The 17,779-nt window shown below is 72.7% G+C and carries 15 protein-coding genes; 7 read left to right on the forward strand and 8 right to left on the reverse strand.

Annotated features, from left to right (window positions below; translation table 11 throughout):
* Positions 1 to 183: 183 nt before the first annotated feature.
* Positions 184 to 2,049, forward strand: coding sequence for a glycoside hydrolase family 5 protein (locus tag AOK23_RS34875; protein WP_055716552.1), 1,866 nt, complete (start codon positions 184 to 186; stop codon positions 2,047 to 2,049).
* 7 nt (positions 2,050 to 2,056) lie between these two features.
* Here AOK23_RS34875 and AOK23_RS34880 read toward each other — a convergent pair whose 3' ends face one another.
* Positions 2,057 to 3,328, reverse strand: a complete 1,272-nt coding sequence (locus AOK23_RS34880; protein WP_055716540.1) for a YncE family protein — start codon at positions 3,326 to 3,328, stop codon at positions 2,057 to 2,059.
* A 205-nt stretch (positions 3,329 to 3,533) separates the two neighbouring features.
* On the opposite strand from AOK23_RS34880, the gene AOK23_RS34885 reads away from it, so the two are divergent.
* Positions 3,534 to 4,196: a TetR/AcrR family transcriptional regulator gene (locus tag AOK23_RS34885; RefSeq protein ID WP_055716541.1), complete on the forward strand. Its 663-nt coding sequence runs from the start codon at positions 3,534 to 3,536 to the stop codon at positions 4,194 to 4,196.
* 134 nt (positions 4,197 to 4,330) lie between these two features.
* Here AOK23_RS34885 and AOK23_RS34890 read toward each other — a convergent pair whose 3' ends face one another.
* The gene (locus AOK23_RS34890; protein WP_055716542.1) at positions 4,331 to 5,560 is read right to left on the reverse strand and encodes a glycosyltransferase; all 1,230 of its coding nucleotides are present in this window, start codon (positions 5,558 to 5,560) and stop codon (positions 4,331 to 4,333) included.
* A 147-nt stretch (positions 5,561 to 5,707) separates the two neighbouring features.
* Here AOK23_RS34890 and AOK23_RS34895 point away from each other — a divergent pair, with 147 nt between their 5' ends.
* A complete protein-coding gene (locus AOK23_RS34895; RefSeq protein ID WP_055716543.1) occupies positions 5,708 to 7,096 on the forward strand; it encodes a hypothetical protein in 1,389 nt (462 codons plus the stop codon).
* Between the two features lie 69 nt (positions 7,097 to 7,165).
* Here AOK23_RS34895 and AOK23_RS34900 read toward each other — a convergent pair whose 3' ends face one another.
* The gene (locus AOK23_RS34900) at positions 7,166 to 7,531 is read right to left on the reverse strand and encodes a nuclear transport factor 2 family protein (RefSeq protein ID WP_055716544.1); all 366 of its coding nucleotides are present in this window, start codon (positions 7,529 to 7,531) and stop codon (positions 7,166 to 7,168) included.
* 420 nt (positions 7,532 to 7,951) lie between these two features.
* On the opposite strand from AOK23_RS34900, the gene AOK23_RS34905 reads away from it, so the two are divergent.
* Positions 7,952 to 9,412 (forward strand): aldehyde dehydrogenase family protein, encoded by a 1,461-nt coding sequence (locus AOK23_RS34905; RefSeq protein ID WP_055716545.1) that lies wholly within the window; start codon positions 7,952 to 7,954, stop codon positions 9,410 to 9,412.
* On the opposite strand, the gene AOK23_RS34910 is transcribed toward AOK23_RS34905, so the two are convergent.
* From AOK23_RS34910 to AOK23_RS34920, 3 genes are all read right to left on the reverse strand, one after another.
* On the reverse strand, positions 9,400 to 11,172 hold the full coding sequence (locus AOK23_RS34910; RefSeq protein ID WP_055716546.1) for an ABC transporter ATP-binding protein: 1,773 nt from the start codon (positions 11,170 to 11,172) through the stop codon (positions 9,400 to 9,402). The genes AOK23_RS34905 and AOK23_RS34910 overlap by 13 nt on opposite strands.
* Before the next feature lie 88 nt (positions 11,173 to 11,260).
* Positions 11,261 to 11,992 (reverse strand): hypothetical protein, encoded by a 732-nt coding sequence (locus tag AOK23_RS34915; protein WP_240496704.1) that lies wholly within the window; start codon positions 11,990 to 11,992, stop codon positions 11,261 to 11,263.
* 247 nt (positions 11,993 to 12,239) lie between these two features.
* Positions 12,240 to 12,833, reverse strand: coding sequence for a rhodanese-like domain-containing protein (locus AOK23_RS34920; protein ID WP_055716547.1), 594 nt, complete (start codon positions 12,831 to 12,833; stop codon positions 12,240 to 12,242).
* Between the two features lie 70 nt (positions 12,834 to 12,903).
* Here AOK23_RS34920 and AOK23_RS34925 point away from each other — a divergent pair, with 70 nt between their 5' ends.
* Complete coding sequence (locus AOK23_RS34925; protein ID WP_055524155.1) at positions 12,904 to 13,191, forward strand: metal-sensitive transcriptional regulator; 288 nt, start codon at positions 12,904 to 12,906, stop codon at positions 13,189 to 13,191.
* A gap of 214 nt (positions 13,192 to 13,405) precedes the next feature.
* Here AOK23_RS34925 and AOK23_RS34930 read toward each other — a convergent pair whose 3' ends face one another.
* Together AOK23_RS34930 and AOK23_RS34935 are read right to left on the reverse strand one after the other, a co-directional pair.
* The gene (locus AOK23_RS34930) at positions 13,406 to 14,152 is read right to left on the reverse strand and encodes a sulfite exporter TauE/SafE family protein (protein ID WP_055716548.1); all 747 of its coding nucleotides are present in this window, start codon (positions 14,150 to 14,152) and stop codon (positions 13,406 to 13,408) included.
* Positions 14,149 to 15,669 (reverse strand): MBL fold metallo-hydrolase, encoded by a 1,521-nt coding sequence (locus AOK23_RS34935; RefSeq protein ID WP_079049881.1) that lies wholly within the window; start codon positions 15,667 to 15,669, stop codon positions 14,149 to 14,151. The genes AOK23_RS34930 and AOK23_RS34935 overlap by 4 nt, the downstream gene beginning before the upstream one ends.
* 342 nt (positions 15,670 to 16,011) lie before the next feature.
* Between AOK23_RS34935 and AOK23_RS34940 the strand changes: the two genes are divergently transcribed.
* Positions 16,012 to 17,100, forward strand: coding sequence for an S-(hydroxymethyl)mycothiol dehydrogenase (locus AOK23_RS34940; RefSeq protein ID WP_055716549.1), 1,089 nt, complete (start codon positions 16,012 to 16,014; stop codon positions 17,098 to 17,100).
* Positions 17,100 to 17,729 carry an MBL fold metallo-hydrolase gene (locus tag AOK23_RS34945; protein ID WP_055716550.1) on the forward strand — a complete coding sequence of 210 codons (630 nt, stop codon included), beginning with the start codon at positions 17,100 to 17,102 and terminating at the stop codon, positions 17,727 to 17,729. Before AOK23_RS34940 ends, AOK23_RS34945 begins: the two co-directional genes overlap by 1 nt.
* Positions 17,730 to 17,779 lie beyond the last annotated feature (50 nt).

The following is a 17,779-nucleotide window of genomic DNA, read 5'->3' on the forward strand; positions in this document are numbered from 1 at the left end:
CACCGGAACGTTCTCGTGGAAAGCGGGAGCGGGAGCAGGCCGCGGCCCGGTGGTGCGGTGGCGGCGAAGAATCGCCGTTGCAGGTGAACTGTCCTGAGAAAAAGGGTACTTACTCATGAGTCAGATGCTATTGACGGCTCGGCTGTCCATTGGGACGGTAGGGACATGTCGAATGTGGCGGACATGTCAAGATTGCGCACACGTCTGCTCGGTGTCCTGGTACTCGTCACCGGCTTCCTGACCACGGCGGGCCCCACCCAGCCCGCCTCCGCTCTCACTGACGAACTCTGGTTCGACTCCCAGGCCGCGGCGACCCTCACGGTCGACGGCGGCAGGTTCAAGGACGGCCTCGGCCGCGAGGTCGTCCTGCGCGGCTACAACGTCTCCGGCGAGACGAAGCTCAAGGAGAACAACGGTCTGCCCTTCGCCTCGGTCGCCGACGCCAGGAAATCGGCGACCGCGCTCCGGGCGCTCGGCGGCGGCAACTCCGTCCGCTTCCTGCTGTCCTGGGCGTACGCCGAGCCCGTGCGCGGCCAGGTCGACACCGCCTACCTCTCCGCGGCCACCGCCCAGATGGGCGCCTTCCTCGACGCCGGGATCCGGGTCTACCCGGACTTCCACCAGGACCTCTACTCCCGCTGGCTGTTCGCCTCCGACAGCTGGTACACCGGCGACGGCGCCCCCAAGTGGGCCGTCGACCTCGGGAACTATCCCGACGAATACTGCGGCATCTGCCCGTTCTGGGGGCAGAACATCACCTCGAACGCCGCCGTCACGAAGTCGACGTACGACTTCTGGCACAACACGTACGGCGTCCAGGACTCCTTCCTGGCCACCGCCCAGAAGACCATGGCGTACGTCAAGCAGAACCTCTCGGCCGCCCAGTTCCAGGGCGTCGTCGGCTTCGACCCGTGGAACGAGCCGCATCCCGGCGTCCTCGACTCGGGGCAGACGAGCAGGGCCTGGGAGAAGGACGTCATGTGGCCGTTCTACGTCAAGTTCCGCGCGCGGATGGACGCGGCGGGCTGGCAGTCCAAGCCCGCCTTCGTCGAGCCGAACCTCTTCTGGAACGCCAACATCGACTTCCAGAGGCAGGAGGGCGGACTCCTCGACGCCGGCACGATCGGGCCCCGCTACGTCTTCAACACCCACTTCTACGACCAGAAGGCGATCTCCGGCGTCTTCATGTGGGGCAAGGCCGAGAACGGCCAGTACACCACCAACTTCGGGACCGTCCGTGACCGGGCCGCCGCCGGCGGCACGACCGCGATCGTCAGCGAGTTCGGGCATCCGCTCGCCGGGTCGGTCTCCGACAAGGCGCCCACGGTCTACAAGGCCATGTACCAGGCGCTCGACTCCCGGGTGAAGGGCGGCAGTTGGTGGTCGGACCCGGCCGCCTCCGGCCCGGTCCTGTCCGGTTCGCAGTGGCAGTGGGACCTCTACCACGGCCGCCACCACGAGCTGATGAACGACAACCCCGACAAGGTGCAGACCGAGGGCGACGCCTGGAACGGGGAGGACCTCTCCGCCGTACGCCTCGACGACTCCGGCACGGCCGTGCTCCGCCAGGACGCCCGCCTCCTCGACCGGGTCTACCCGAGCGCCACGGCGGGCAGCGCCCTCGCCTTCACCTACGAGGACCGCTCCCGCGACGGCTCCACCACGCTGACCTGGAACCCGGTGCCCAGCTCCCTGCCGAACGTCTCCTCGCTCGTCGGGTCCGGGCAGTACGCCCTGCTGGTGTGGCGCTCCGACGGCAGCACCGAGCCGACGGAACTGCACCTGCCGGCGTCCTTCCCCACCGCGTCCACGACCGTGGTGTCCGACCTCGGGGTGACGTCCTCGCCGCCGGCGTACACCACGTCCACTCCGGTCGCCGCGGCCAAGGAACCCGGCGGCACCGGCAGCCGACGGCTGCTGCTCACCGCCCCCGACTCGGGCAAGCTGCACTACGCCCTGGTCACCAACGGGGCGACAGCCCCGTCCGCGACGCGGTTGGACGCGGCGCGTACGGAGCTGTCGGGATGGCTGGCCTCGGAGTTCAGCTAGCGGAAGGTCAGCGGGCGGAGGTCCCGGTCCAGCCGGCGGGCACCTGCGCGACGCGCACCCGCTGCGGGTGGTCGCCGACCGGCACGGACACGGTCTTCTTCCCTGTGGCGAAGTCGATCACCGTGACCTGGTCGGCGCCGCTCTCGGAGACCACACAGGACTTTCCGTCACCGCTGACGGTCGACCAGTACGGCTTGGAGACGGGGACGAGCGGCCCTTCCTGGAGGGTCGCGCGGTCCACGACGGTCGCGTAGTCGTCCATCGTCCCCGCGATGCACAGCTTGGTGCCGTCCGGCTTCATCGTGAGGCCGTGGTGACGGGAGTCGTTGACGAAGGTGGTGCGGTCGTCGCTGACCCCCGGCGACTTCGGCAGGGTCTTGGTGCGGGTGATCTTGTCCGTGGCGATGTCGTACTCGAAGAACCCGTTGAAGAACGACACCTGGAAGTACAGCTTCGTCTCGTCGGGCGAGAACGCGGCGGGGCGGACGGCGTCCGAGTAGTCGTTGAGTCCGATCGCGTTCAGCCGGTCGCGCATGTCGATCACCTTGACCTGCTGGAACGTGTTCGCGTCGGCGACGGTGATCTTCCGGTCGCCCTTCGTCCAGTCCAGCCAGGGTGCGTCGGTCTGCGTGTTCACATCGCCGATCGCCATGTTCCAGATGTACTTGCCGTCACGGGTGAAGATGTTCTCGTGCGGCTTGTCGCCGGTCTTGAAGGAACCGACCTGCTTGCCGGTGACGATGTCCAGGACGTGCACGGTGTTCCCGGTCGACGCCGAGACCGCGACCCGCTTGCCGTCGGGGGAGACCGCCATGTGGTCAGCCCGGAAACCCGACACCGGGAAACGCCAGTTGATGGCGCCGGTGGTGAGGTTGATCGACACGACGTCGGCGAAACTGGGGCGGGAGACGACCATCGCCGAGCCGTCGGGCGTGGAGTACATGTCGTCCACGAACTGGTCGTGGCCCTCGCCCACGCTGTTGCGGATCGTCATGAAGGCGATCCACTTGATCGGATCGGCGTTGATCTCCGCCATCCGCTGGGCCTTGTCCGGGATGACGTTCACCCGGCCGATCTTCGCGAAGTCGCCGGAGCCCTTGATGACATCGGCGGTGCCCTCCCAGTTGTTGCCCACGAACATCACCTCGCGCAGGTCCGCGGTGCCGGCCGCGGGGGCGGCGGACGCGGTCGCGGCGGCGGAGGCGGTCAGGGTGAGCGCGGCGGCCACGGCACCGAGGTGACGGGCCCGGCGCCGACGGGGGCCGGGGGTGGGGATCATGGCTGGTTCCTCCTGCTTGCTGGGGGCATGACAAGGCGGCTCTGGGGAGAGAACGGGGCGAGAAATCTGAATACAGCAGCGTTCAGAGTTGACTTACTGGAAAGTAAGGAACGGGCGTGCTTCTCCACAAGACCACGGACGCGACAAAATTGGGGGAGCGCCGGTTCGACCGTCGAACGGGTGACGCTGTGTCGGGAGGAGAAGCGTGGCGGGCAGGCTCAAACAGCCCACCGGCCGTTACGGAGGACGGTCCGCCGAGGAGCGCCAGGCCGAGCGCCGGCGCCGCTTCCTCGACGCGGGCCTCCAACTCTTCGGCGACAGCCCCGGTTTCCGGGGCACCACCATCGCGGCCCTCAGCGAGGCGGCGGGTCTGTCGACCCGTCAGTTCTACGAGGAGTTCCGCACCCTGGAGGACGTGCTGGCCGCGCTCCACCTCCAGGTCAACGACTGGGCCGAGGAGGCCGCGCTCACCGGCCTCGCCACGGCGGAGGGGCGGCCGGTCGCCGAGCGGGTCACCGCCGCGTTCCGCGCGTACGCCGCCAACGTGACCGGGGATCCGCGCCGGTTGCGCATCACCTTCACCGAGATCATCGGCGTGAGCCCCCGGTTGGAGCGGCAGCGTCTCGAACGCCGCTCCCGCTGGGTCGACTTCCTCTGCGCGGAGGCCGCCGCGGCCGCCGACCGCGGGGAGGCCGCCCACCGCGACTACCGCCTCGCCGCCACGGCCTTCATCGGCAGCGTCAACGGCCTCCTCCACGACTGGCAGGCCGGCTACGTCGACGCCGACCTCGACGAGGTGGTCGACGAACTGGTCCGACTGCTCCTGGGGATACTCCGCCCGGTGGGGTGGCGCCCGGAGGGTGTCTGAGACGGCGGACCGAGAGGCGTGGTGGGACGGCGTGCTGAGACGGCCGCCGGAGAGCCCTTCGCCTCTCGCCGGTCGGTAGCCGGCTGGCGAGGGTCGGCGGGCGGCGGCTCGTCCTCTCGGACCGACCCGTCGCCTCAGCCCGCCAGCCGGTTCACCGCCTCCAGTACCGGGGCCACCCCGTCCTCCGCTCTCAACTCCTCCGCCAGGGCCCGGGCGCGGTGGGCGTACGACGGGTCCGTGGTCGCCCGTCGCAGCGCCGCGGCCAGGGCGTCGGCGGTGAAGCCCCGCAGGGGTACCGCTCCCGGCGACACTCCGAGCGCGACGAGCCGGGCCGCCCAGAACGCCTCGTCGAACTGGACGGGGACCGGCACGGCGGGGACACCGGCGCGCAGGCCCGCCGCCGTGGTGCCGGCGCCCGCGTGATGCACGACCGCGGCCATCCGGGGGAAGAGCAGCGAGTGCGCCACCTCGCCGATGGTCAGCATGTCGTCGCCCTCGCCCCGCAGTTCGCCCCAGCCACGCTGGATCACCCCGCGCAGCCCGGCCGCCCGCAGCGCCCGTACGACCTGGTCGCTCATCCGCTCGGCGTCCGGCACCGTGGCGCTGCCGAGCCCCACGAACACCGGGGCGGGCCCGGCGTCCAGGAAGTCCAGCACGTCCGGGGGTAGTCGGTCCTCGCGGTCGTACGGCCACCAGTACCCGGTGACGTCCAGCCCGTGCCGCCAGTCGCCCGGCCGGGGCACCACGCGCGAGCTGAAGCCGTGGAACACCGTCCACCCCAGCCGTTCCCGGGCCCGGTGCGCCGCGACCCGCCCGGTGCGCGGCAGCCCGTACGCGGCCCGCAGCCTGCGCACCTCCTCCGTGAAGATCCACTCCACGGCGAGGTTCACCGCGTGCCCCGCCGCCCGGTTGAGGACGGGCCCCCAGGACCGCACCCCGGTCATCGGGGGCGCGAACGCGCCGGTCGGTGCCAGCGGCTGGAGGTTCACACCGAAGCTCGGCAGCGACAGTGCCTCGGCGACCGTGTGCCCGAACGGGGCGAGCGCGCCGGCCAGCAGCAGGGCGTCGCTGGTGCGGGCGGCGGCCACCAGGTCGTCGGCCATCCGCCCGACGGCGTCACGGGCCATGTTCACCGCCCGCAGCAGCTTCCCGGCGCCCGTGGTGCTGTGGTGCAGCTTCCGCCCGCGCTCCGACTCCAGCTCGGCCCGCGGATCCACGGGCAGCGCGTGGAAGCCGACCCCCGAGCCCGCCACGAGCGGCCGGAAGCGGTCGTGCGTCACGAGGGTGACCTCGTGCCCGGCCCGCACCAGCCCGTGCCCCAACCCGGTGTACGGGGCCACGTCGCCCCGGGAACCCGCCGTCATGATCGCTACGCGCACGCAGGCCAGTATGGCGGCGCGACCGCGCCGGAACAGGCGGACGGCTCGCGATGACGCGAAACCGCCTCTCCCTCCCGGCCGCCGCCCCCGCCGTACGATGACCGGCCGATACGACGACGGGGGAGCCGATCGATGACGTACGAACGGAAGGAGGTCATCCAGGGCCTGGCCCTGAACAGGGCCGCGAGCACCGGGGTGCTGCTGCGGCTGATGCGGCCCGAGACGAAGGCCGCCTGGCTCTGGCTCTGCCGGCGGGCGGAGCTGCCCGCAGCCGTGGTCGACGCGTTCGTCACCCACCCGGACTGGCGGATGCGCGCCTCCTTCGCCCAGAGCGAGGTCGTCCCCGCGGCCGACCGGGCACGGCTGGTGGACGACGCCGACCGCCGGGTACTGCGGGAACTGGCGCTCGGCCCGACGCCGTACCGCGCCGTCGCCGAACCCCTCCCCGACGCCGTGTACAGCCGGCTGCTCACCGCCGCCGACCCGGAGGTGCGCGTCACGGCGGCCATGTCGCCGAGCATCCCGGCCGGTGTCCTCGCCCGTCACACCGGCCACGACGACCCCGGGGTCCGCACGGGCGTGTGCCGGGCCTGGGACGCGCTGACCCCGGCCGACCGGGAGGCACTGCTCGGCGACCCCGACGCCGCCGTACGCGCGGCGGCGGCCCGGCAGGCCTGCCGGAAGGACCCCGCCCACACCGACGGCGTCCTCGCCGCCATGACACCGGTCGACCGCCGGGAGATCCTGGCCGGGGCGTGTCTGCCCCGCGCCACCGCCGAGCGGCTCATGGACCTCGACGACCCCTACGACCGGCAGACGCTGGCGGGCAATCCGTCGCTGCCGCCCGACCTGGTGGCGCGGCTGGCCGCGGACCCCGAGCACGAGGTGCGCCGCGCGGTGTCGGCGCGCCCCGAACTCACCGAGGAGCAGCGCGGGGCCGTCGACCACAGCGTGCGGCGCTCCGACGCCCTGCGCCCCCTCGGCTGGGTCCTGGGGCTCGACGGGAACTCGGAGACCCTGCGCGCCTGCGCGGCCTCCGCCCACCGCTGGCTGCGCAGGAGCGCGGCCGTCCACCCGGCGCTCCCGGCCGACCTCGTCGAACGGCTCGCCGAGGACGAGGACTTCGTGGTCCGCCTGATGATCTGCGAGTACCAACCGGACGCCCCGGCCGGGGCGTTGCTGCGGACGGTGCTGGAGTGGGACGGGCGCTCCGTCCACGACATGGTGCGCCTGCCGCAGTTCCCGGGGAAGGGCCTCGCCCGGTACGCCGACCACGAGGAACCCCGCTTGCGGCGGCTGGCCGTTCAGGACCCGGACGCCGCACCGGAGGTGATCGAGCGCCTGACCCGCGACGAGGCCGTGTGGGTGCGCAGGGCGGCCGCGTCCGATCCCCGGCTCACCCGCGAACGGATCGAGGAACTGCTGAGGGACCCGGACACCGCCTGGCCCGCGGCCTCCAACCCCCGACTCGCCGAGGCGGACATGCACCGGCTGCTGGACGCGCTGGGCGTCCCGGCATGACGGCGTACCGGCACGCCGGCGCGCCGCTGCTCACGGAGGCCGACGGCCGTCCCGGGGCGCGCGGCCCGGCTACTCGTCCCAGGCCTGGAGCAGCGTGTGGTCGACGATCTTGCCGTCGCGCAGAGTGATCATCGAGCTGGCCAGGACCCGCACACCGTCCGGGTACTCGCAGGACTCGGTGTAGGCGACCTGGTCGCCCTGGACGACGCACTGCTCCATCTTGTGCGTCATGTCCCGGCTGCAGACGTCCTCCAGCATCGCGCCGATCTCCCCGCGGCCGTGCAGGACCTTGGGGTGGCTGGGCTGGGTGTTGTGGTCGACGACGCGCATATCGGCGTCGTCGGCGTAGAGCGACAGCAGGGTGGACGCGTCCGCCTGCTCGGTGCCTCGGCGCAGCATCTCGGTGTCGAAGGCGGGGCTTGCCGCGGTAGCCATGGGTGACCTCCTTGGAAGGCCGCGGCCCGGCGGGGGAGCGGGCCGCGAGGGGCTCCTGCTATCGAGGCTCCTCCGCCGTGCGGAACCCGGCAAGCGCTGACGGGCCCCGGCGCGCGCCGTGCGCCTCACGGGTGAGCGGGCGTGACCGTACGGGGCCGGGGAGCGTTGGGGAGCAGCTCGCCCACCAGGTCACCGACATGGCCGCGCCGCCCTCGGTCTCCTCGGCGCCATCGAGCAGCGGAACGGTTCACCAGGAACCGGGAGCCCCACCGCGTGTCCGCGGTGGGGCCCTTGACTTTCCCGGGACCCCGGCAGAGCATCACGAGTGTGTAACGTGAAGTGATCTTCACTTTACGAACAACGGGTGGGATTTCGCCCCTCCCGTACCGTCGTCGACCGTACCCCCGAGGAAGCCGCGCCATGGCCATAACCCGTGACCTTCTGATCGGCGGCAAGGACGTGCCCGCCGCGTCCGGCCGCACCACCGAGGACTTCGAGCCGTACACCGGGGAGGTGTACGCGACGGTCGCGGCGGCCGGTCCGGAGGACGTCCGGCGGGCCGTGGACGCCGCCGACGCGGCGTTCGAGGACTGGGCGGCCCTCGCGCCCTTCGCCCGGCGGGCCGTCTTCTTCAAGGCCGCCGAACTGCTGGAGGCCCGGGGCGAGCAGGTCGCCGAGATCATGGCGCGGGAGGCGGGCGGCACCCGCCCCTGGGCGCTGTTCAACGTGATGCTCGCCGCCAACATCCTGCGCGAGGCGGCCGCCGCGATCACCGCCCCGCGCGGCGAGGTGCTCAGCTCCCAGAAGGAGGGCGCGCTGAGCCTCGCCGTCCGTGAACCGCTCGGCGTGGTCGCGGCGTTCGCACCGTGGAACGCGCCCGTCATCCTCGGGGTACGGGCCGTCGCGGCGCCGCTGGCCGCCGGCAACACCGTCGTCGTCAAGCCCAGCGAGGACGCGCCCATCGCCTGCGGTCTGCTCGTCGCCGACGTGTTCCGGGAGGCCGGCCTGCCCGACGGCGTCCTCAACGTGATCACCAACGCGCCCGAGGACGCGGCCGAGATCGCCGAGGCGCTGATCTCCGACGAGCGGGTGCGCGCGGTCAACTTCACCGGCTCCACCAACGTCGGACGGATCATCGGCGAGCACGCGGCCCGCCATCTCAAGCCCGCGGTCCTGGAGTTGGGCGGCAAGAACGCGGTCATCGTGCTCGACGACGCCGACGTGGACTACGCGGTCGACGCCGTCACCTTCAGCGTCTTCATGAACGCCGGGCAGATCTGCATGTCCGGTGACCGGATCCTCGTCCACGAGTCGCTGGCCGAGGAGTTCGCGCAGAAGTTCACCGCCAAGGTCGCCGCCCTGCGCGCCGGCGACCCCGGCCACCCGCACACCGTGGTCGGGCCCCTGGTGACCGCCTCCGCCGCCGAGCGGATCGCGGCGCTGGTGCAGGACGCGGTCGCCAAGGGCGCCACCGTCCTCACCGGGGGCGGCCGGCCCGAGGGGGCGGTGCACCCGGCGACCGTGCTCACCGACGTCCCCAAGGACGCCGACCTGTACTACACCGAGTCCTTCGGCCCGCTCTGCGTCCTGGAGACGTTCGCCGAGGACGACATCGCCGTGAAGCTCGCCAACGACACCGACAACGGCCTGAGCTGCGGCATCATCACCGAGAACGCCACCCACGGTCTGGCCGTCGCCCGCCGGATCCGCACCGGCATCGTGCACATCAACGACCAGTCCGTGGCCGACGAGCCCCAGGTGCCCTTCGGCGGTGTGAAGGCCTCCGGCTACGGGCGGTTCGGCGGCCGCTGGGGCATCGAGGCCTTCTCGAACACCCGCTGGGTGACCATGTCCACCCAGCAGGCGCACTACCCGTTCTGAGCCACCGGGTCGGACGCCAGGAACTGTGTGGCCGCCAACTCCGCGTACAGCGGGTCGGCGGCCACCAGTTCCCGGTGGGTGCCGACCGCGCGGACCCGCCCGGCGTCCATGACCACGATGCGGTCGGCCATCGTCACCGTGGACAGCCGGTGCGCCACCACCAGCACCGTCGTCGTCCGGGCCACGTCGGCGACCGTGTCCCGCAGCGCCGCCTCGTTGACCGCGTCCAGCTGACTGGTCGCCTCGTCGAGCAGCAGCAGGCGCGGGCGCCGCAGCAGCGCGCGGCCGATGGCGACGCGCTGGCGCTCACCCCCGGACAGCTTGGTGCCCCGATGGCCGACCAGTGTCTCCAGACCCTGCGGCAGCTTGGCGACCAGGCCGTCCAGCCGGGTCGTCTTCAGCACCCGGCCGAGTTCGCCCTCGTCGGCCTCGGGGTTGCCCAGCAGCAGGTTGTCCCGCAGGGTGCCGGACAGCACCGGCGCGTCCTGCTCCACATAACCGATCGCCGCCCGCAGCCGGGGCAGCTCCCACGCGGTGACATCCCGGCCGTCGACCGTGATGACACCCGCCTCCGGGTCGTAGAACCGCTCGATGAGCGAGAACACGGTGGTCTTGCCCGCGCCCGAGGGCCCGACGAACGCGGTCATCCCCCGCGCCGGGACCTCGAACGTCACCCCGTGGTGCACATACGGCAGGTCGTCGGCGTACCGGAAGCGGACATCGGCGAAGGCGACCGCGGCCGGCTCGCTGTCCGGGCCCGGCAGCGGTGCGGGCCGGGCGGCAGGCTCGGCGGGCAGCCGCAGCGCCTCCTGGATGCGGGCGAGCGCGGCGGCACCGGTCTGGTACTGGGTGATGGCGCCCACGACCTGCTGGATCGGCGACATCAGATAGAACACGTACAGCAGGAACGCCACCAGTGTGCCCACGTCGATCGCGCCGGTGGCGACGCGGGCGCCGCCCACCGCCAGCACCGTGATGAAGGCGATCTGCATGGCGAGCCCCGCCGTGTTGCCCGCGGCCGCCGACCACTTGGCGGCCCGTACGCTCTGCCGCCACGACTCCTCGGCCGCCGCGTGCACGGTCTCCTCCTCGCGGTGCTCGGCGCCGGACGCCTTCACCGTGCGCAGCGCGCCGAGGATCCGCTCCAGCGAGGCGCCCATCGCCCCGACCGCGTCCTGCGCCGCTCGGCTGGCCCGGTTGATGCGCGGCACGATCACGCCGAACACCACACCCGCGCCGAGGATCACACCCAGTGTCACGGCCAGCAGCACCGGGTCGACGAACCCCATCAGCACCACCGTCGCGACGAGCGTGAGCCCTCCGGTGCCGAGACCCACGAGGGTGTCGGTGGTGACCTCGCGCAGCAGGGTGGTGTCGGAGGTGATGCGCGCCATCAGGTCGCCCGGCTCGCTGCGGTCCACCGCGGTGATCCGCAGCCGCAGCAGATACGACGACAGGGTGCGCCGCGCGCCCAGCACCACCGACTCGGCGGTGCGCCGCAGCACGTACGAACCCATGGCGCCCACCGCCGCGTTGCCCACGACCAGCGCGGACATCAGCAGCAGCGCCCAGGTGATGGCGCGGTCGTGGGACAGGTCGTCGATCAGTTCACGGGCGACCAGGGGCAGGGCGAGCCCGGTCGCCCCGGTGACCAGGGACAGCAGTGCGCCCAGCAGAAGTGCCCAGCGATGGGGCCGTACATAGCCGAGCAGCAGCCGCCAGTTGGGCTGCTGCTCGGCCTGGGGGTCAGTCGTGCTCACGACGCTCCTCGGCAGGTCGGTCGGGGAGTGGGGACCGGGCGCGGAGCTTCAGCCTACGTCGGTGGTGAGCGGCACAGTGAACGACTTTTCACCCGCCCAGCAGCAGCCTCCTGTCCCGGTTCAGGGCCAGTACCAGGGGTGTCCCTTTCGTCCCGTCGCGGGGTGGCGGGTATGCGTCGAACATCGGAGACCAGCGGGGTGTGCGGCACCCGCAGGTCCATCGCCGGCAGGGTGCGGTGGAACGCGTCGCGCACGGGGTCGAGGTGCGGTGAGTGCGCGGCCACGTCGATGCGGAGCACCTTGGTGCGGGGGCCGCGTTCCGCCCATCGCGCGGCCAGGGCCGCAGGGCCGAGCCGGAGAGCGGTCGCAGCTGAACCGCCCCGCAGGTGCGCAGCCCGCGCTGGGCGCTGTCCGCGAGCACCTCCGGGACGAAGGACACGGCGGCCTCCTCCGGTAGCAGCAGGGAGAGCCACGGATGGGGGCGGTCCCATTCGCCGGTGACCCGCAGGGTCCGCTCGTCGCGGCCCGGCCGCCGCAGGTACTCCGCGTACCAGAGGTCCTCGATCTCCTGTGTGTCGCGGTCGTGGACGAGCCCGCCGATCAGCGGCACGTCGTCCGGCGGGTGGTGCGGGCCGGGGCCGCCCGTGTGCGGGGCGACCGCCTCGACCACGTAGTTCCAGCCGCCGCCGACCACGGGCCGGGCCTGCCCCGACACATGGCTGAAGCGGTGGTCGCGGGCGAGGGCGCGCTGGTCGGCGAGGCAGGCGGCGGGGTCCTCGTAGGCGAGGCGGTAGCGGCGTACGAGGGCGGGCGCGGGCACCAGGGGACAGCGTGGCCCGGACGATCAGCGCGCACTGGCCGAGGCCCGCGAGGACCGCCTGGAACAGATCCCGGTTCCGGTCGTGGGAACAGGTCACCGCCTCGCCGGTACCGGTGACGACGTCCAGCTCCCGGACCTGGTGGGCGACGAGACCGTGACGGTGGCTGGAGCCGCCGAAGCCGCCGGTGGTGAGGACGCCGCCGACGGCGGCCGGGGGGAGGGGGGCGCCCCTCCCCCCGGGGCTCGGCTAGCGCGTGCCGGACGCCGCCAGTGCGGCGAGCGTCGTGTCGAGGTCGGCGGCGCGCGGGCGGTTGTGCGGCAGCCTTGCCAGCACCGCGGCCATCCCGCAGGTGTCGGTGAGCGCCGAGAGGACGAGACCGCCCGCGATGCCCGCCGAGAGCAGCTGCCACGCCGGGTGGAGCAGCCCGAGCCCGAGGCCGGTCAGGACCAGCGCGCCGGCGGTGAACCGGACCTGACGCTCCATCGCCCAGGTGGCCCGGGCGGCCCCGGCCGGGCGGTGCAGCTCATGGCCGTCGGCCGCCCACGCGGTCGTACCGCCGGTCAGGTCGGCCGTCACGATGCCGTGCCCGGCCAGCAGGGCGCACGCCTTCGCGGACCGCGCGCCCGACCGGCAGACGATCAGCACCTCGCCGGCGGCGGCCCTCAGCGCGGGCAACGCCCGCTCCAGCCGGTCGAGCGGCACGTTCAGGGCGCCGGGCAGATGCCCGGAGGCGTACTCGCCGGGCGTACGGACGTCGACGACGGTCAGCTCCGCCAGGCGCGCCCGGACCTCATGGACGGTGAGGCGGCGGGGTGCGGAGGGAGTGAGGGGAGTGGCCATGGGTCCTGCGATCCTTTCCTGAGGGGGCGGTAAAATACCCCCAAGGGTATGTAGAGGAAGTGGGTCGGTCGTGGAGTTGCAGTTCGAGGGTGATGAACTCAAGTCGGTGCTGAACCGGCTGCGCCGGGCGCAGGGGCAGATCTCCGGGGTGATCAAGATGATCGAGGAGGGACGCGACTGCGAGGACGTCGTCACCCAGCTCGCCGCGGCCTCCCGGGCTCTCGACCGGGCCGGATTCGCGATCATCGCCACCGGTCTGCAGCAGTGCCTCACCGACTCCGAGAAGAACGAGCGGAACGGCGAGACGACGGAACAGATGCGGGCGCGACTGGAGAAACTGTTCCTTTCGCTGGCGTGAGGGGCGGCGCCGGGGGCGGCCTCGCCCTCACGCGTCGGGTTCGGCCCGGGGCGCCTGGTAGCTGGGGGGCGCGCGGTTCGTCGGAGGGTGCGGGTTCGTTGTGGTTTCTCGCGCAGTTCCCCGCGCTCCTGGAGGATCGGGCCTGCGGCCCGCCCTCCCCACGAACAGCGCGGGGCGTAGCCCCGGGCGCCCTACCGGCTGCCCCGTCCCCGGGTCAGGCGAGCGCGTCGACGAGCATGAGCGCGGCCATCGCCAGGAGCGCCCAGGCGAAGACGCGCCGCAGGGTGTCCCCGGACACCCTGCCCGCCAGCCGTCTGCCGTCCCACGCGCCGAGGATCGCTGCCCCCGTGAACGGGGCGACGACCGCCCAGTCGAGGTGCGCGCTCGTCCCGGCGCGGGCGGCCAGCGCGGCCAGCGAGTTCACGGTGATCACGAGCAGACTGGTGCCGACCGCGTCGCGCATCCGCAGCCCCACCACGTTCACCAGGGCCGGTACGGCGAGGAAGCCGCCGCCGACGCCCAGGACACCGGTGACCGCGCCGAGCCCCGCGCCGGACGCGGCGACCCGGCTCGCCCGTACGGTCGACTCCGCCCGGCGTGTGGCCGAGGGGCGCAGCATCCGATGGGCGGCGAGCCCCGCGACCAGGGCGAACGCCACGGTCAGCAGTCCGGCGGGCAGATGAGCGGTGAGCGCTCCGCCCAGCGCCGAGGGCACCAGTCCCGCTGCCGCGAACAGCATCCCGCCGCGCCAGCGGACCGCACCCGACCGGGCGTGCGCGACCAGCGCGGTCGCCGAGGTGAACGCGACGATCACCAGACTCGCGGTGGTGGCCGCGGCCGGCGCGAACCCCAGCAGATAGACCAGCGCGGGCACGGCGAGCACACTCCCCCCGCCGCCCAACGCCCCGAGCGCCACCCCGATCACACCCCCGGCGAGCAGGGCGAGAACGAGACCGCTCATGCGGACGGGACACCCGTCGACGCGGACGCGGGGAGCACCCGGCGGCGGTCCGCAGCCGCGCGCTCCGCGGAGGCCGCGCCCGTACGGCCGGACTCGGCGGCGCGCTCCGCGGACGTCCGTGCCTCGGAGGCGCGCTCCGTGGACGTCTGTGCCGCGGAGGCCTCGGCCATCGGCAGTCCCGCCCCGGCCGCGTTGTCGAAGGCGTCGTCCACGGCGACGACCCGGTGGCCGGCCGCGTCGAGGACGGAGGCGGCGATGGCGGCCCGCATGCCTCCGGCGCAGTGGACCCAGATCGTGCCGCCGGGTATCTCGGAGAGCCGCTCGCGCAGCTGATGCACGGGTATGTGCAGGGACCCCGCGACATGGCCGCCGGCGCGCTCCGAGTCGCGCCGGACGTCCAGGACGACGGTCCCCTCGACGCCGTGGACCCGCGCCAGGTCGGCGAACGTGCCGCGCGGGAAGGGGCGCGGACTCTCGCCCTCGCGCAGCCAGTCGCCCGGGGAGCCGGTCGCCGCCGCCACCGGTCGGTCGATCCCGACCCGCACCAACTCCCGCTGAGCCGAGGCGAGTTGCTCGGGCGACGCGGCGAGCAGCGTCACCGGCCTGCCCCACGGCAGCAGCCACGCGAGATACGTGGCGAGCTGCCCCTCCGCCTCGAAGTTCACCGACCCGGCCACATGTCCTTGCGCGAACGCGACCCGGTTGCGCAGATCCACGACCCATTCGCCCGCCGCCAGCCGAGCGGCGATCTCCTCCGCGTCCGCCGGGGCGGGCGGCGTCAGATCCACCGGGGCGGGACCCCGCGCGTTCACGGGGCCCATCTGCGCGTAGTACGCCGGAACGTCGTCGAGGTCGGCCAGAAGATCGGCGACGAACGTCTCGACGTCCTTGACCAGGGCCTCGTTGGTGACCCGCTCGTGCCCGACGGTCGTCGCCCCGCCCGTCGCCCGCCCGGCGGAACAGAAGCTGCCGAAGCCGTGCGTGGGCAGCACCGCCGTCTCCTCCGGCAGCGCGTCGGCGAGTCGGCGCACCGAGGCGTGCTGCGCGCGGGCCAGCTCACCGGTCAGCCGTGGCTCGACCAGATCCGGGCGGCCGACCGTGCCGATGAGCAGGGACCCGCCGGTGAACGCGGCCACCGCCCGGCCGCCCTCCTCCAGCACGTACGCGGTGTGGTGCGGGGTGTGGCCCGGGGTGGCCACGGCGCGCAGGGTCAGTTCCGCGTCGATCTTCACCGCGTCCCCGTCGTGCACCGGCACCCGTTCGTAGGCGACGCGCGCCCCGGCGGGCACCAGGTACGCGGCGCCGGTCAGCCGGGCCAGCTCCAGGCCACCGGTGACGTAGTCGTTGTGCACGTGCGTCTCGACGACGTACGCGATCCGCGCGCCCCGCCGGGCCGCGGCCGTGATCATCCGGTCGATGTCGCGCGGCGGATCGACCACCACGGCGCCCTGCGGACCACCCGCCAGATAACTGCGGTTGCCCAGCCCCGACACCTCGATCGTGTCGACGAAGTACACGGCAGTGCTCCTCTCCTCGTTCGGCTGCAGTCGCCTGAGAACCCGTGGGGGAATTACCCCCGGGGGTATGTCCGCAACGGTAGCAGAAATACCCAGGGGGGTATCTGGAGGGTTCGGAGGCGGGGCTCGGGGGCGGCCCGGGAATGGCTGAAGGGGCCCGGTAGTGCCCGGGGAGCCGCACGGGAGGACCTGGACGGTGCCCGGCAGCCGGGCGGCGCACGTACGTCATGGGCGAGCTTTTCGGCCAGGGTTCCGCCCGGACGTGCGGGCCTACCCGCTGGTCGGTCCGTAGGGTGACCGTGGACGGGAGACCGTCCGTACGGAACGACGGAAGGGTTCACCATGGCGCAGGAAGTACGCGGCGTGATCGCACCGGGCAAGAACGAACCGGTGCGGATCGAGACGATCGTCGTGCCCGATCCGGGGCCCGGGGAGGCCGTGGTGAAGGTACAGGCGTGCGGGGTGTGCCACACCGACCTCCACTACAAGCAGGGCGGCATCAACGACGACTTCCCCTTCCTGCTCGGCCATGAGGCGGCGGGCGTGGTGGAGTCGGTCGGCGAGGGCGTCACGGACGTCGCCCCCGGCGACTTCGTCATCCTCAACTGGCGTGCCGTCTGCGGCAATTGCCGCGCCTGTCGACGCGGCCGGCCCTGGTACTGCTTCGCCACGCACAACGCCGGCCAGAAGATGACCCTCGCCTCCACCGGCCAGGAGCTGTCGCCGGCCCTCGGCATCGGCGCCTTCGCCGAGAAGACGCTCGTCGCCGCCGGGCAGTGCACCAAGGTCGACCCGGCCGCCTCCCCGGCGGTCGCCGGCCTGCTGGGCTGCGGGGTCATGGCCGGCATCGGCGCGGCCATCAACACCGGCAACGTGGGCCGCGGCGACAGCGTCGCCGTCATCGGCTGCGGCGGTGTCGGGGACGCGGCCATCGCCGGGTCCCTGCTGGCCGGCGCCGAGAAGATCATCGCCGTCGACATCGACGACCGGAAGCTGACCACCGCCAAGAAGATCGGCGCCACCCACACCGTCAACTCCCGTGAGACCGACCCCGTCGAGGCGATCCGCGAGCTGACCGGTGGCTTCGGCGCCGACGTCGTCATCGAGGCGGTGGGCCGCCCCGAGACCTACCAGCAGGCCTTCTACGCCCGCGACCTCGCCGGCACGGTCGTCCTCGTCGGCGTCCCCACGCCCGACATGAAGCTGGAACTGCCGCTGCTCGACGTGTTCGGCCGCGGCGGCGCCCTGAAGTCCTCGTGGTACGGCGACTGCCTGCCCGACCGCGACTTCCCCATGCTGATCAACCTCTACCTCCAGGGCCGCCTGGACCTGGAGGCGTTCGTCACCGAGACCATCGGACTCGACGACGTGGAGAAGGCGTTCGAGCGGATGCACGCCGGGGACGTCCTGCGTTCGGTGGTGACGCTCTGATGACCGCACGGATCGAACACCTCGTCACGTCCGGCACGTTCCGTCTGGACGGCGGCACCTGGGACGTCGACAACAACGTGTGGATCGTCGGCGACGACCACGAGGTCGTCGTCATCGACGCCGCCCACGACGCCGACGCCATCGCCGAGGCCATCGGCGACCGCAGGCTGACGGCCATCATCTGCACCCACGCCCACAACGACCACATCGACGCCGCGCCCGCCCTCGCCGAGCGCACCGGCGCCCCGATCTGGCTCCACCCCGACGACATGCCGCTGTGGAAGCAGACCCACCCCGACCGGCAACCCGACCACTGGCTCGCCGACGGCCAGGTCATCGAGACGGCCGGCGCCGACCTCACGGTCCTGCACACCCCGGGCCACGCGCCGGGCGCGGTGTGCCTCTACGATCCGGGCCTCGGCACGGTCTTCACCGGCGACACCCTCTTCGCGGGCGGACCGGGCGCGACGGGCAGGTCGTACAGCGACTTCCCCACCATCATCGACTCCATCCGCGACCGCCTGCTGGCCCTGCCGCCGGACACGGTGGTCCGCACGGGTCACGGAGACAGCACGACCATCGGGGCCGAGGCCCCGAACCTCCAGGAGTGGATCGACCGCGGCCACTGACCACCACCGCCCCCGCCCCTCCCTGCGGAGGTGCCGGCCACCGCGAAGGC

The organism is Streptomyces torulosus, assembly GCF_001419765.1.
Taxonomy (GTDB): Bacteria; Actinomycetota; Actinomycetes; order Streptomycetales; family Streptomycetaceae; genus Streptomyces; species Streptomyces torulosus.

Excerpts from the sequence above, each read along its gene's own strand:
- AOK23_RS34930 (WP_055716548.1), bottom strand. The coding sequence starts at position 14,152 with ATGAGCGGTCTCGTTCTCGCCCTGCTCGCCGGGGGTGTGATCGGGGTG.
- AOK23_RS34940 (WP_055716549.1), top strand. The coding sequence starts at position 16,012 with ATGGCGCAGGAAGTACGCGGCGTGATCGCACCGGGCAAGAACGAACCG.
- AOK23_RS34875 (WP_055716552.1), top strand. The coding sequence starts at position 184 with ATGTCAAGATTGCGCACACGTCTGCTCGGTGTCCTGGTACTCGTCACC.
- AOK23_RS34895 (WP_055716543.1), top strand. The coding sequence starts at position 5,708 with ATGACGTACGAACGGAAGGAGGTCATCCAGGGCCTGGCCCTGAACAGG.
- AOK23_RS34905 (WP_055716545.1), top strand. The coding sequence starts at position 7,952 with ATGGCCATAACCCGTGACCTTCTGATCGGCGGCAAGGACGTGCCCGCC.
- AOK23_RS34890 (WP_055716542.1), bottom strand. The coding sequence starts at position 5,560 with ATGACGGCGGGTTCCCGGGGCGACGTGGCCCCGTACACCGGGTTGGGG.
- AOK23_RS34880 (WP_055716540.1), bottom strand. The coding sequence starts at position 3,328 with ATGATCCCCACCCCCGGCCCCCGTCGGCGCCGGGCCCGTCACCTCGGT.
- AOK23_RS34945 (WP_055716550.1), top strand. The coding sequence starts at position 17,100 with ATGACCGCACGGATCGAACACCTCGTCACGTCCGGCACGTTCCGTCTG.
- AOK23_RS34900 (WP_055716544.1), bottom strand. The coding sequence starts at position 7,531 with ATGGCTACCGCGGCAAGCCCCGCCTTCGACACCGAGATGCTGCGCCGA.
- AOK23_RS34920 (WP_055716547.1), bottom strand. The coding sequence starts at position 12,833 with ATGGCCACTCCCCTCACTCCCTCCGCACCCCGCCGCCTCACCGTCCAT.